Consider the following 13,829-nt stretch of genomic DNA (forward strand, 5'->3'; position numbering starts at 1 on the left):
GGTTCAAGTCGGACACTTTGTCGCCCCCAGAAGGGACCGGCCCACCCCCCCCGCACGGTCGGCTGTCGCGAATTACACTAGGCTGCGACCCGCTTCCGACCACCGCCCCTATCCCCTTTCTCGCCGCCCCATGCCCGATGTGCTGATTACCGGCGTTGGCGTTGTCTCGCCGATTGGCATCGGCGTTGACGCGGTGGGGGCGTCACTCCAAGCCAAGCGCTCGGGGATTCGCACCATCGACGAGCTAGCGATGGCGGAATGGATTGCCCCGTTCGGGGGGGCGGTCACCGACTTCGACGGCAAAAAATACGTCCAACCGCGGAAAAGCCTCAAAGTGATGGCCCGCGAGATCCAGCTCGCGTTCGCCGCCGGCGAAATGGCTTGGACCAACGCGGGCCTCGACGCCGCGGAGGTCGACCCCGAGCGGGTCGGCGTGGTCGGCGCCGCGGGGCTCTTGTACTGCGGGCTCGACGAGCTCGTCTCGCCGATGGCCGAGAGCCTCAACGAACGGGGCGAGGTCGACCTCAAGGAGTGGGGCAACCGCGGCATGCGGCAGCTCTTCCCCCTCTGGATGCTCAAGTACCTGCCCAACATGGCGGCGTGCCATGTCGGTATCCGCCGGCAGGCGTTCGGGCCCACCAACACGATCTCGCTCGGCGATGTCTCCAGCTTGCTGGCGATCGGCGAGGCGGCCGCCGTCATCCAGCGCGGCGCGGCCGACGTGATGCTCGCCGGGGGGACCAGCACCAAACTGGACCTCACCGACCTCGTCTTCCACGGCGGCCTCGGCCTCAGCCGTCGTGCGGGCGACCCGGCGGGCGCCTGTCGACCGTTCGATAGGGACCGCGACGGCTTCGTCCTCGCCGAGGGCGCCGCCTACTTCGTCCTCGAGAGCCGCGAGCACGCCGAGCGCCGGGCCTTCGCCCAGCGCGGCGGGCAGGCGTGGGGCGCCGTCGAGGGCGTTTGCAACCGCTGCGAGCCCTCGATCGAAACCCGCCAGCCGACCGGCAAGGCGATCGCCGCGGCGGTCAACGGCGTCCTCGAGACGACCGGCGTCGCCCCGAGCGACCTGGCGATGGTCAAGGCCCACGGATCAAGCCGCCCCGAAACCGACGCCATGGAAGCCGCGACGCTGGCCGAGATCGTCGGCGACGCCCCCGTGACCGCCCCGACGAGTTACGTCGGCTGCTCCGGAGCGGCGAGCGGCGCGGTCGAGCTCGCCCTGGCGCTGGTCGGCTGGCGGCAAGGCGTCGTCCCCGCGACGCTCAACTACCAGACCCCCGACCCGGCCTGCCCGGTGAACGTCGCCGGCGAGCACCGCCCCGCCACGGGCGACGCGCTGCTGGCGCTGAACTACGCGCTCACGGGGCAAGCCGTGGCCGCTTTGATCCGGCGGGCTTGAACCACCGCCTTTCGTCGGCGAAGCGTCTGGTCTCCCGAATCGTTGGCGCGTCGTTAGCCTCGATCGACGAAGCACCGCTTCGCCTGCGGCGGCTAACGATATCGGTAAGATGCGATGACGCTTGCCAAGAACGCGAGCGCCATCGCGTTAGGCTCAGGTACCGACTCCGACTGCACCGGATCCGATACGGTCCCGTAATGGGCGGCCCAGATGTCGTAGTCGTCTTGGTCAATTTTGCCGTCGTCATTCCCGTCGGCGCCGGTCCCTGACGGGACATCGCCACCCTCCGCGTCGCGCCACACGGTGTAATCAGCCGCGTCCACGACGCCGTCGTCGTTGTAGTCGCCTGGCAGCGGGGCGGCGACGACGGAATACTCGAGAACCAGCCGCGGCCCGATGCCGGTCGTTGATTCGTTCGAAGCGATTCGAATGTAGGGCCCCGCGGCCTGACTCTTCAGCAGAAAGCCGACGTGTGAGGCCTCGCCAAGCAAAGTCTGTATCTTCGTCGGATCGAGGTCGATGTAGATGTCGCTATCACTGGTGAACGGGCCGTACTCACGACCAAACTCCGTGAGCGAATCGCCGGGGTCCGACAGCGACGCGAGCCCGTCTCCTTCGTAACCCATCGCCTGGATGACGATTCCTGAAGAACTTGTTGTGGCGTCGAGGACCAGCTGGGCGTTGACGATTTCGGCGTTCGCCGGAATCTGGTCGAGTGGGAACTCCGTCAGCACCTCGAGAGGGGGGAAGCTCGTACCCGACCCACCATCAATGTCCAGCGTTGTCTGGTTCAAGGCGCCGAGCGGGTAATTGCTCGACGCGACCCGTTGGGCGTCGAAGGTTGGCGTAATCGTCACGGTCTCTGTTGGCGGCGTGATCCCGGACGCTTCGAGCCGAAAGTTGTCGAGTCCCGAGACAAGGCCATTCCTGGCGCCGAATCCCGCGAAGAGTGTTGAGTCATTTGAAATAACGCTCTCGTCCGAGTAACCCGACGAGAAGGAATCAACCAAGCTGCCGGGCTGGGTGAGCCCCGTCGAGCCGTGATTGTAGATCGTGACTGCCTGCCGCAGCACGTCCGCCTCACGGGTTAACGTCAAGCTCAACTCGTACCAAGTGTTGGGAGGGAGTTTGTAACCCAACTCGGTGGACAAGATGGGCCAAATCTGACCTGGTATGTGGATAAAAGCATTCACCACGTCCGTGTTGGCGGCGAAGTCGCGCTCCAACTCGACACCGACAGAGGCGTACGTGCTCACGCTTGGTCGGCCATCAAGTGAGGAAGTCACATAAACCGAAGCCATCTCGTAAGGACTGGCGAAAACTCCGTTACCGGAAGAGGTCTTGAAATAGGTCGAGACCGTGACCGGCTCGCTCAGGTCGAAGCCGGTTTCGTTGAAAGTCAGTTCTACCTTGCTGGCCGGAGACAACCCGCCCGAATTACCGACCCCCGCGTTCGACCCTTGCAGTACGCCAATAAATGAACCGGAATGCACGTCGAACCGGTCGAGATCGTCGAAGGTGTCGAAATCAACCTCGATCGCGTCGACGGTCGTTGCCATGAACGTCGCGAAGATGAGCAGGCATACGGTAACAAACCGCCAGAAGCTTCTCAGAAACGTGGGCGCGCTCATTGCTGCAATTCCAGAATCGCGAAATGACGGAAGGGCAAGCTAGTTCCTCACCTGAATCGACGAGCATAGTTATCGCCGCAGGAGGAAACAACTCCGAGCACGTTCAGCAGTGGCGGAGGCCGCGGTAAGCCTCTTCGCAGCGCTGTAACCATCCGCTTGAGTAAAATCGCCCTGCCGCTTTTGCTGCACCAGCGCTATCGCTCATCAAGGCTTCCGGTCCGTGATCTAGCCGACGAATTGGCCGCACACCCTTCGGGCAGCGGCGGATGGAGAGAATCCGCCGACGCCGCCAGCTGATGGGACGAGCGAACTACCGACGTCGCGGCTCGCCCGGACGAGATCGTCCAGGAAACCGGCTCGGAAGAAACTGAGTAGCGTGCTGGGTTTAGATGTCATCCGGACGCGGCGGCGGGACGTAGGTCGGGCGGTCGCCGCGGCCCGCTGGTTCAGGATCGACGGTTGAGCCTGGCGTTACGCCCGGTCCACCGGTGCTGGGCCCGCCGGTTGTCGGTCCGCCGACCGAGAGAGAGGTGATTGACAATCGAGCGGCGTTTTCGGCGACGAGCACATGCCGTCGGCGCACCACCGGGTCGCCGAGCCGGGCGAGCAGGTTCTTTGACGAGTTCTCGGCGGCGCTGCCTCCGCGTCCGAAGCGGTACTCGAGCGTGACGCCGCCGGTCGTGTCGAAGAGCTCGTCGTGCTCGACGTAGCCGCCGACGAAGCACTGGTCGGCGAGGCGGGCCTCGACACGGCCTCGGACGCCGGCCGTGTCGTCGATGGCGCAATGGAACAGGCCGTAGACGCCGACGAACGATTTGAGCTGCCACCAGTCGTTGCCGGTGAGCAGGGCGCCAACCTCGCCGTCGATCGTCGCTAGCGAACGATTGAGGGTGTCGGCATTCGATTGTTTGTCCGCGGGACGCGGCGCCCGCACGACCAAGCGGCGGCGTCCGGTTGTTCCGGCCTGGACGCGTGAAAGAAAAGGCCGCCCGTCCCCGAAGGAACGGACGGCCCTCTCAACAAGGGGGGACCCTTTCTATTTCAGACCTCGCCAGCGGCTCACCAAGGAGCGCGGACGTGGTAGACGCCAAACTGCGTCGTGTCTTGCGGCCAGATCGGCTCGGGCTGGTAGGGCCCGCCCGACACGCCCATGCCCGGGAAGTTGCGGCCGAACTGGTGATCGATCCGGCTCAGGCGGCTGCTGCCCACGCCCCAGCCGTACTGCGTCTGCAGGTTGGCGGTCGGCGGCACCACGAGGGCGACCGGCTGGCCAAACTGCTGGTGCGCGTAGTTGGCGTTCCAGTTGTAGTTGGTGGCCCGGTACAGCGGCCACATGACGGGCCCACCCGCGTCGGCGAGTCCGGCGGTCAGGCCGACGATCGCCATCGCGGCGACAAGCAATCGAGAACGCATGGCGGGACTCGCTTCTAACAGGAACAAAGTGAGGACGGAGTGCGGGACGCTAGCGTCAACCCGGCCGGCGTCGTTCGACCCAGCCGGCGCCGGTGCGGCTCAGTAGTCGAACGCCTGCATCTGATCGAGGTGGTCGAAGAAGTTGGCGCCGTGGAGCCAGCCGACCTTGGTGTCGTCGTACAGGCCGAAGTTGATGGCTTGCAGCAAGCCGCCGCCGGTGCCGTAGCGGACCTTCGTGCGGGTCCAGCCGGCGCCCGGATTGTGGGTCCAGTACGAGCGATGATGCTTGTACATCATCTCGTGGGGCATGAACGGTTGGTACGTCGTGTAGGTGTGCCCCATCGCCGCCGGCACGGGGCGCGGCGAGATATACATCTGGGCCGCCGCGCCGCTGGGCTGCGGTCCGACGTAGTAGTTGTAGAACAGGTCGTTGGGACGCTGGCGGCTGATCGGGCGGCGGCCGTTCCAGCCGTTGTCGGCTTGTACAGCGGTAGCCGTCAGCCCCAGGGCGACGGTCGCCAGCACGGCGACAGTGAATGAACGCGACATCGGAAGCCTCCTTGCTCCGTGGTATTCCCCAGTGGGCCCGGGAGGCCCCCCTCGCATCGCTGCGGTAGCCAGGCTCCGCCCGACTAACCCCAACGATCGGTCCAGCAGGCGCAGAGCGGGGAGAGTTTCCGGCGGAGCCCGCAAAGCCGTCACGACCGGCCCCAGAGGAACCGCGAACCGGCAGGGTTTGCCCAACCGGCACGCTCAGCGAGCGGCGCCGAAGCCAGCGGCAGAAACAGCGAGCCGGGAGACGTCAGTCCCCGGAGTGTCCCTGGTACCCGTTGCACTCCGGGGACTGACGTCTGCCGGCTCGCGATCAATCGGCTTGGGACCAGCCTGCTGCTTGTTAGTCGTCGGTTTTGTAGCAAGATGGGGACGCGGGCGACGAATTACCGCAACACCTCGCCACTAGGTTCCCCAAGATTAGGCTCCCCAAGGTTCGATGATCCGCGTCGACAGTGTCTGGCATCACTACGGAATCCGCCCCGTCTTGAAGGACGTTTCTTTCACGGTCGAGACCGGGGAACTCGTCGTCATCCTCGGGCCCAATGGCACGGGCAAATCGACGCTACTGGGCTGCCTTGGCGGCATCCTCTCGCCGATTCGCGGCAGCATCGCTTTTCATGGCGTGAACCGGCGCGAGAGCGTCGAGGGCGAGCGAGAGATCCGCAAGCGCGTAGCGTATTTGCCAGACGACGCTTGGATGCCGCGCGACGTGACCGGCCGCGAGTATCTCATCGCCATCGGGCGGCTGTACGGAGTCGATGACTTCCGCGCTTTCGAGCATGTCAACCGACTGCTCGCGTTGTTTCATCTGGGCACCAAACAAGACGCCCTTATCGGCGGCTATTCAACAGGCCAGCGAAAGAAACTGGCGTTGGCGGGGACGCTCATCGCAGAGACGCCTTACTTGCTGCTCGACGAGCCTTTTTCTGGAGGCCTCGATCCCGCGGGCATTCAGGCCGTCAAGAAAGTGCTCAAGAAGCTCGCCGACGATCAGGGGATCACCGTCGTGATCACAACGCCCGTTCCCGAGATTATCGAGGAGCTTGCCGACCGGGTGGTCGTCCTGCGAGACGGAAGCGTTGTCGCTTACGAAACGCCCGCCGGAATCAAGCAGCTGGCGGGGGAATCGCGATTAGACGACGCTCTCACACGGCTCATGTACCCTGAAACAATGGATGGAATCGATCAGTACATGCGTGACGAGCATTCTGAGCAGGGGGAATCGCGATGATCTCCCGCGACGAACTCCGCACAGCGCTGATCGGCAGTGCCGCTGCTCTCTTTTTGAATGGAATCAGCTGGATCGTTTGGCTTACGTCTGGCGATTCTGATTCCGGATTCGATGTGTTCAGCATGCTAAGCCTGCTGGTTGTCGGAGCTGGCATGGCATTGCTGCGTCTGCTCCGCAAGCATCCGGTCATCAACGTCCGCTACGGACAGTGGCTGCAGGGCGCCCCGTGGCGATGGCCCGAGCGATTGCCTTTCGGGCGCCCGGAGCCCGGCATAGCGGATGCCTTGGTCCTAATTCTTTTCGTGGCTCTCAGTTCTATTAACCTGACGACCAGTTTGCTGATGGCTGCTGCCGCGTACTCGGCGACCTATTTCCTGCTGAGCACCGCGACCGCGTTGCGCCATCGTGAGCCGCTCTTGCTCGGAGCGATCGTGGTGCTAGCCGGACTAGCGATTGCAGGTTCGGCCGGCTGGTCGAGACCGACCTTATGGCCATTCCTCATGGCGTTGTTCGCCGGTTTGCTTATCAGCATCGTCTCGCTCAAGCGACTGCTGACGCGTTTTGACACGCTCGATCTTTCGTTTTCGCCGATGAAGCGGGTCGCTACCTCGGACCCCGCCGCCCGGACGGCGGGGTCACCCCTACGGGAACTGCTGGTGACGCCGCCGACCTCGCCACCCCTCTTCGGCTGGTGGGCGCCGAGTGTCACGGTGCTCTGGCTCTTCGCCTGTGCTCAGTACGCTTGCCAGGGGTGGATGGCGTGGGCCGACCGAACCGACTTCGGTTCGTTGGTTCTGGATGGCGACGCCGAGTCCATGTTTCAGATCTTCGTCTATTTGGCGATGCGCCCCGAAGTAAGTGACCCTGCGGCTGGGACGTTCAACCCGCTGCTATTCGGGCTGACCGTCGGGTTCTTTGTCCTACTAGTTGTCGTCGGATGGACACTTTTCCGTCGGGTCCACCAACACTGGCCACCAATGAACCCGCTCGGCCGAATCGCGACGGGGCGGCTGATCCTGCCGGGCTACGATTACGTCTTTGTCGGCGCTCTCACCGCATTGGTAACCTATTTCGCCATTGCCGGGATGCTCATCTACGCCCCGCTTGGCCTCCTAGCCGGTGGGATCGCGTTGACGGTCGCCTTGCAAGTGTTCTGCCGATTGACGCCGAGCCAAGCCGTGTGGAGTCACACTGGGCGCCATCGGATCCTCTGCTTACCAAGCCGTCCCGTCCGGCAGACCCGTTCTTGAGTCTCTCGATTGGCGATCGGGCGCCTACCGAGCCGAAATCTCAAGTCAGGGCGTCAAGCTCCCGCCCCCCTCCGCTCGCGGCCCGTTTCGGGCAGAATCTGGGGTTCCCCCACCGAGTCCCACGCCACGAAACGATCACCCCCTCTCCGATGGCCCCGACCTCCCGCCGCAGCGACGCCACCAAGATGGCGGCCGCCCAGAAAGAGATCTCCGTCAGCGAGTTCTTCTCAAAAAACCGCCATTTGCTGGGGTTCGACAACCCCCGCAAGGCGCTGCTGACCACCGTCAAAGAGGCGGTGGACAACTCCCTCGACGCCTGCGAAGAGGCCGGCATCCTGCCGGAAATCTGGGTCCACATCGAGCCGACCTCGCCCGGCAAGTACAAGGTCGGCATCCAAGACAACGGCCCCGGCATCCTCAAGAAGCAGATCCCGCTGATCTTCGGCAAGCTGCTCTACGGCTCCAAGTTCCACCGCCTCCGTCAGAGCCGCGGCCAGCAGGGCATCGGCATCTCGGCCGCCGGCATGTACGGCGTCCAGACCACCGGCAAGCCGGTCAAGATCGTCTCGAAGGTCTCCGTGCGCAAGCCGGCCCACTACTACGAGATCCAGATCGACACCAAGCGGAACCTCCCCAAGATCCTCAACGGCAAGGGCGATGGCGTCGACATCCCGCCCGGCGAGAAGGGCGTCAAGTACATCGAACAGCACGGCATCGAGTGGGTGCCCCAGGACCACGGCACCCGCGTCACCATCGAGCTCGAGGCGAAGTACGTCCGCGGCCGCGGCTCGGTCGACGAGTACCTCGAGCAGACCGCGATCGCCAACCCGCACATCACGCTCCACTACATCGACGCGGAAGACTACCAGTACGACTACCTCCGCTCGGCCGAGCAGTTGCCGCCCGAGGCGAAGGAGATCAAGCCGCACCCGTACGGCGTCGAGATCGGCCGGCTAGCCACTATGCTCGAGGAAGGCGACGCCTCGAGCGTTAGCGAGTTCTTCCGCACCAAGTTCAGCCGCGTCACGCCGGCGATCGCCAAGAAGCTGTGCGAGACGGCGAAGGTCAGCTCCCGCACCAACACGCACAAGCTCGAACGGCCGCAGATCGAGAAGCTCTACGACGCCATCCAGTCGACCCGCATCTCGCCCCCCGCGACCGACTGCATCTGCCCGATCGGCGAGGACCTCATCCTCCGCGGGCTCCACCATGTCGTGCCGGCCGAGTTCTACGCCGCCGCCACACGCCCGCCGGCCGTCTACCGCGGCAACCCCTTCGTCGTTGAGGTCGGCCTCGCCTACGGCGGCACGGCGCCGACACAGAACGTCACCGCCGACCTGCTGCTCGAGCTGCTCGAAGAGACCGACACCCGCACTGTTCGGCAGTTCCTCATCAACACGTTCAACGGCCTCGGCGCCGACGCGGCCGACCGGATCGTGAAGGAGTCGGGCCTCAAGACGCGGCAGACCCCCGGCAAACTCAAGCCGAAGGAACGCGAGAAGCTGTTCCATGCGATGAAAAACGTCAACGTCGCCGAGGGGCAGCAGATGGACATCCTGCGATTCGCCAACCGCGTGCCGCTACAGTTCCAACAGGCGGCCTGCGCCGTCACCCAGACGGTGACCAGCACCAACTGGCGCGGCTACGGCCTCAGCCAGAGCCGCGGCGCCTTACCAAAGGGGCCCGTGCGCCTCATGGTGCACATCGCCAGCGTCTGGGTCCCCTTTACCAGCGAGTCAAAGGAGGCGATCGCCGCCTACCCAGAGATCCAGAAGGAGATCCGTCTCGGCCTTCAGTCGGTCGGCCGCAAGCTCGGCATGTTCCTCCGCCGTCGGCAGAAGGCGAAGCAGCAGACCGACCGTCGCGAGGTCTTCATGCGTTATCTCAAGGAGGTGGCCGGTGCGGTCAGCGTGATCAACGCCGCCGAGCAGCGTGAGCTGTACGACCAGCTGATCACCGTCGCCAAGAAGCACACGGCTGACGCCGACGTGAAGATGGACGACCGCGGCAAGAAGATTGTCGACGACCCAACGCAGCTTGACCTGGGCGAGAACGTACTGATCGTCGATCCGGCCCACCATCAAGCCGCGATCAACCGCGTCATCACGGCCCCCGAAGCGGCCGAAGAAACCTCGGCGTAAGCAACCCACCGGCCAAATCGCTTAGCGATTTTTTGGACCCGAACCCCCGAACGGGGCGCCAGTTGGTTCCAACAATCCGGTTTCGCGCAGGTGGCCAGAAGTAGGGTTGAACCTTGGCGGGCGCGAAGGGCACGACGAGCGGGGGCCGTAGTGTCAAGAATGCCCTGCCATCTGCGGTTGCGGGCCTCCGAAGTCGGTATACTGGTGACAGGAGAGACCTTCACCCCACGGAGCCATTCCGATGGTGCAGATTACAATCGACAAGGCGATGCGGGAGAAGCTGTTCGCCACGGGCGAGGTCGTCGTCCTCGTTGACGAGTCGGGCCAGGTCCTCGGTCGGGTGCTTCCCGAGGCGCCCTCCTCAGCCGGTCCGCCGGCGGACTGGGTCCCGATTACGCCCGTTCCTAGTGAAGAAGAGCTCAAGCGGCTGTCCGAGTACGACGGCCCCGGGATATCGACCGACGAACTCCTGGCGCGGCTAAGGGACAAGAAATGAGCTTCGTTGTGGTTTGGAATCCACGTCCAATCGCAGCAATCGATGCGGCTTGGGACATCGCGTCGCCTGCCGAGCAAGGTAAGATAGAAGAGGCCATCGGTGTGCTCCACCGCGTGTTGAGCGACGACCCCTCCACCGCGGGTGAGTCGCGTCAAACCCTCGACACGCGGTTTTTCTACTCCGCCCCCGTGGCCGCCTACTACCGCATCGACCGCCGACTACAACAGGTGCGGGTCTACGCCGCCGTGATTTACGGCGGGGCGCGGTAAGCATCCCCGCTTGCTAGACGCACGTCGCTACGGCACGAAGGCGGACCGTTTGACATTCGTGGACGGCGCCCGCGGCGGGTCGGCGCGGGGCGAGCGGGCTGTGGTCCAGTTCGTGACAGCCCACCCCGCAGAGTGGGCAGCAGTAATAGACGCGATGGGGCTTTTCGTTGTGCGCCGACGCCGTCACTCGGCAATCGAGTTCGGTTTCGGTAATTGCGCAAGGTCCCCCACACGTTCCGCATGAGACGATCATTATCGAGAGTGTCCTGAGCGAGGTGCGTCGACGCGTGAATTGAGATGAATCCAAGGCGGGCAGTCTGACGGAAAGATGAGCAGGGACTGGTCCCGCAGCGGACAGCCGGGATGAAAAGATGGCCGGCCGCGTCGCACCATCTTGATCGTGCAACCGCCGTGCCCAAGATTGCCGTAGGCAAGGTCCCGAGCATTCCTCAGTTGGCGTGAGCGAGATCATCGGCTCGTGTCGACAAGTCGCTAGGGATTGCGATTCCACGCGGCAGCCAGACGGAAGCCGACACGTCAACGCGTAGCGAGACAACTCAACGCTGGTGGCGTTGAGTTGCGCTCTGTCGGATTCGCAAGAACAGGTAGGCGGGGCCGATTGGCTAACCCCCGCCGTTCTCCTCGAGAAGGTTGTCGCCCGTCGCTAGCGGGCGTGAGCCGGCGGCTTGTTCTTCGATCACTCGACGTTCGGGCGAGAGGTCGCCCTCGGCGGCGGTTGATTCGGTGTCGGCCTCGGCGTTCGGGTCGGAGGGGGCGGCCTTGGGCTTGGCGACGGGCGCTGGCTGGCTTGCTTCGTCCGACGCCATCTGGACGGTAATCCCGTGTGGGAAGATCATCTCGCGCTGCTCGTCGGGTAGCGTGAATCCGTGCTGCTGCAGGGTCCGTTTAACGCGCCGCAGCACCGCCGAGCGGACCTTGAGCACGCTGTGTCGCTCGCCGTTGACCCAGAAGTAGACGCGCAGGTTGACCGTCGAGGCCGCTAGGTCGTCGACCAGCACCAGCGACTCGGGATCGTTGAGCACCGCGTCGTGCGATTTTAGCGCGTCGAGCACCGTCTGCTGGGCTTCCGACGCCGAGTCGGTGTAGTCGATCCCCACGACGAAGGAGAGGCGTTGGTTGGGGTTCGCCGTGACGTTCTCGATGACGCTCTTGTAGACCGTGGCGTTGGGGATCTGCACGTGGTTGCCGTCGAGCGTCATCAGTTGGGTGCCGCGGGTGGTGACCGACTGGACGAAGCCATGGCGGCCGTCGATCGTCACGAGGTCGCCTGCCCGGAAGGGACGCTGGAGGCTGATCAAGATGCTGGCGAGGAAGTTCTCGGCGATGTCACGGAAGGCGATGCCGAGGACGATGCCGAGCAGGCCGGTGCCGCCGAGGACGGTGGCCGCCAGCCGGGTGAGACCCGAGACCTTGAGCGCGAGATAGACGCTCAGCAGCATGACCCCGATGGCGGCGGTCTTGGTGACGACGCCCCGCAGCAGCGAGTTGGCGACGCGCTTCTGCGACAGGTGGCCCACGAGACGCGCCGCCAGCGACGCCAGAAACCACCCCAGCACGAGCAGCAGCACCGCCACCGCCAGCACCGGCGCCGCCTGCACCGCTTCGCGGACCATCGTGTCGAGTTGTGATGTGGCAGGGGAAAAGTCCAAGAGGCTGGGCTGATCGACCTCGATACGATTGACGACCGCCACGACATCCTGCGTATTCAGCGCGAGGCTCTCGGCCCACTGCTTCTGTTTGGCGGTCTGGCAGCGGGCGCCGAGGAAGACGACCCCCTCCTCGACCCGCGCCGAGGGGGAACGGAACCACTCGGTCGCGGTGAGGATCCGCTCGAGCCGTTTCGCAATCTGCTCGTCCTCAGCGACCGGCTCGACATCGACGCGCTGCGGGGCGGCGGGCGTCGACTCCGCCGGCGACTCGTCCGCCGCAGGCTCTTGCGCTAGGAGCACCGGAGCTTGAGGCGCCGTGAGCAGGACGAGCAATAAGAAGAGTCGGTGCGTCATTCGATTCAATCGCCGTGGGAGCGCATCGCGGAAGACTTAAAGGGATTGCGGCGGCGCCCAACTCTACCAAATACCACGTCCGGTGAGCGTCAGGTTCGTGCTACGGCGTGGCCACCGGCTCGCCGACTTCGGGCCAGCCGCTCTTGGTCCACGTCAGCGGGCGGACCTGCAGGATGCGCTGCGAGTCGAGGTGCTCCATGTCGTACGTGTGGTGCACCATCCATTGGCCTTTGTCGGTGGTGAGGACGCCATTGTGCCCCGGGCCGCGCCAGCGCTCGCTGCTCTTGAGCACCAGCGTGCCGCCCCCTTCGAGCATCGGCTTGCCGGCGGCGTCGACGTAGGGTCCCAGCGCGTCGCGGCTGCGGCCGACCATCACCTTGTAGGTGCTCTCGGCGCCGTCGCAGCAGGCGTCCCACGAGACGAATAGGTAGTAGTAGCCGTCGTGGAAGATCGGGAAGGCGGCCTCGATGGCCGTTGACTGGCGGTCCGAGCGGGCGGCGACGGCGACGATCTCGGCGCCCTCTTGGGGCTTGCCGGTGGCGGGGTCGATCTCGACCGCCTTGAGGCCGGTCCAGTAGGAGCCCCAGAACAGCAGCCAACGGCCTTCTTCATCGACGAGCAGCGCCGGGTCGATAGCGTTGAAGTTGGTCGTCTCGGCGCTCGAGGCGATCACCAACCCGCGGTCTTCCCATTTGTAGTCGTCGCTTGCCGGGTCGAGCGATTTGTTGACCGCTAGGCCGATGACCGAGCGCTGGCTGCCGAACGTCGAGACGCTGTAGTAGAGGTAGTACAACCCGTCGTGGTAGCTGAGGTCGGGCGCCCAGACGCCATCGGTTCCAGGGACCGCGCGACGCGCCCAGCCCGGGACCGCCTTCTTGAAGACGCGGCCCGAGGGTTCCCAGTGCGCCAGGTCGGTGCTCCGGAGCAGCTTCACGCCGTGCCCCGTGGCGGCGACGTAGTAGACGGTCTCGCCCGAGGCGTCGGTCACCGCGACCGCGGTCGGGTCGGCAGCGCCGTTGAGCAGCCCTTGACGGGCGCCGGTCGCGGCGGGCTGGGCGGCGGCGATTCCCGCGACGCTCAGCAGTACGATTGCCAGAGTGAGGGAGACGGGCGTCGGCAGAGTAGGGCGAGGCATAGGTGCGATGCTTGGAGGGAAGGTTGGGTCGGAGGATCGGCAGACGCGGAAGCCCGCTTGGCCGCCATTCACATTAGTTTAGTGGGTCGAGCGACGCTTGCCGGCCCCGGGGGCGTTGGCGGCTGGTTGACGTCTGGCGGTGTGCCACCCGCGGCTAGTGTCCCGAGTTAGAAGTACGTTCACAGACGCGGGCGACGCGTTGGAGGATGGAGTCGGCGTCGGCGACCCATTGGAAGGGCTTGGGGTTTTGGTTGTACTCTTCTAGGTAGGCGTCGATCGCCC

The 13,829-nt window shown here is 64.8% G+C and carries 12 protein-coding genes; 6 read left to right on the forward strand and 6 right to left on the reverse strand.

Going from position 1 to position 13,829, the window contains the following annotated elements:
• Nucleotides 1-130 precede the first annotated feature (130 nt).
• Nucleotides 131-1,402: a beta-ketoacyl-[acyl-carrier-protein] synthase family protein gene (locus Pla108_RS18175; protein WP_197526680.1), complete on the forward strand. Its 1,272-nt coding sequence runs from the start codon at nucleotides 131-133 to the stop codon at nucleotides 1,400-1,402.
• Nucleotides 1,403-1,494: 92 nt separating this feature from the next.
• On the opposite strand, the gene Pla108_RS18180 is transcribed toward Pla108_RS18175, so the two are convergent.
• From Pla108_RS18180 to Pla108_RS18195, 4 genes are all read right to left on the reverse strand, one after another.
• Entirely contained in the window at nucleotides 1,495-2,961 is a 1,467-nt protein-coding gene (locus tag Pla108_RS18180; RefSeq protein ID WP_197526681.1) for a hypothetical protein, read from the reverse strand.
• Between the two features lie 457 nt (nucleotides 2,962-3,418).
• On the reverse strand, nucleotides 3,419-3,967 hold the full coding sequence (locus Pla108_RS18185) for a hypothetical protein (RefSeq protein WP_146446398.1): 549 nt from the start codon (nucleotides 3,965-3,967) through the stop codon (nucleotides 3,419-3,421).
• 125 nt (nucleotides 3,968-4,092) lie between these two features.
• Nucleotides 4,093-4,446: a hypothetical protein gene (locus tag Pla108_RS18190; protein WP_146446399.1), complete on the reverse strand. Its 354-nt coding sequence runs from the start codon at nucleotides 4,444-4,446 to the stop codon at nucleotides 4,093-4,095.
• Nucleotides 4,447-4,545: 99 nt separating this feature from the next.
• Nucleotides 4,546-4,995: a hypothetical protein gene (locus tag Pla108_RS18195; RefSeq protein WP_146446400.1), complete on the reverse strand. Its 450-nt coding sequence runs from the start codon at nucleotides 4,993-4,995 to the stop codon at nucleotides 4,546-4,548.
• 442 nt (nucleotides 4,996-5,437) lie between these two features.
• Between Pla108_RS18195 and Pla108_RS18200 the strand changes: the two genes are divergently transcribed.
• The 5 genes from Pla108_RS18200 (at nucleotide 5,438) to Pla108_RS18220 (ending at nucleotide 10,388) form a co-directional block, all read left to right on the forward strand.
• Nucleotides 5,438-6,232 carry an ABC transporter ATP-binding protein gene (locus tag Pla108_RS18200; RefSeq protein WP_146446401.1) on the forward strand — a complete coding sequence of 265 codons (795 nt, stop codon included), beginning with the start codon at nucleotides 5,438-5,440 and terminating at the stop codon, nucleotides 6,230-6,232.
• Entirely contained in the window at nucleotides 6,229-7,482 is a 1,254-nt protein-coding gene (locus Pla108_RS18205) for a hypothetical protein (RefSeq protein ID WP_146446402.1), read from the forward strand. Before Pla108_RS18200 ends, Pla108_RS18205 begins: the two co-directional genes overlap by 4 nt.
• A gap of 149 nt (nucleotides 7,483-7,631) precedes the next feature.
• Nucleotides 7,632-9,623, forward strand: a complete 1,992-nt coding sequence (locus Pla108_RS18210; protein WP_146446403.1) for a DNA topoisomerase VI subunit B — start codon at nucleotides 7,632-7,634, stop codon at nucleotides 9,621-9,623.
• A gap of 241 nt (nucleotides 9,624-9,864) precedes the next feature.
• Nucleotides 9,865-10,119 carry a hypothetical protein gene (locus Pla108_RS18215; protein ID WP_146446404.1) on the forward strand — a complete coding sequence of 85 codons (255 nt, stop codon included), beginning with the start codon at nucleotides 9,865-9,867 and terminating at the stop codon, nucleotides 10,117-10,119.
• Nucleotides 10,116-10,388: a hypothetical protein gene (locus tag Pla108_RS18220; RefSeq protein WP_146446405.1), complete on the forward strand. Its 273-nt coding sequence runs from the start codon at nucleotides 10,116-10,118 to the stop codon at nucleotides 10,386-10,388. Before Pla108_RS18215 ends, Pla108_RS18220 begins: the two co-directional genes overlap by 4 nt.
• A 623-nt stretch (nucleotides 10,389-11,011) precedes the next feature.
• Here Pla108_RS18220 and Pla108_RS18225 read toward each other — a convergent pair.
• Together Pla108_RS18225 and Pla108_RS18230 are read right to left on the reverse strand one after the other, a co-directional pair.
• Nucleotides 11,012-12,412, reverse strand: coding sequence for a mechanosensitive ion channel family protein (locus Pla108_RS18225; RefSeq protein ID WP_146446406.1), 1,401 nt, complete (start codon nucleotides 12,410-12,412; stop codon nucleotides 11,012-11,014).
• 100 nt (nucleotides 12,413-12,512) lie between these two features.
• Nucleotides 12,513-13,547 carry an arabinan endo-1,5-alpha-L-arabinosidase gene (locus Pla108_RS18230; RefSeq protein ID WP_146446407.1) on the reverse strand — a complete coding sequence of 345 codons (1,035 nt, stop codon included), beginning with the start codon at nucleotides 13,545-13,547 and terminating at the stop codon, nucleotides 12,513-12,515.
• Nucleotides 13,548-13,829 lie beyond the last annotated feature (282 nt).

It is taken from the genome of Botrimarina colliarenosi, assembly GCF_007859955.1.
Taxonomy (GTDB): Bacteria; Planctomycetota; Planctomycetia; order Pirellulales; family Lacipirellulaceae; genus Botrimarina; species Botrimarina colliarenosi.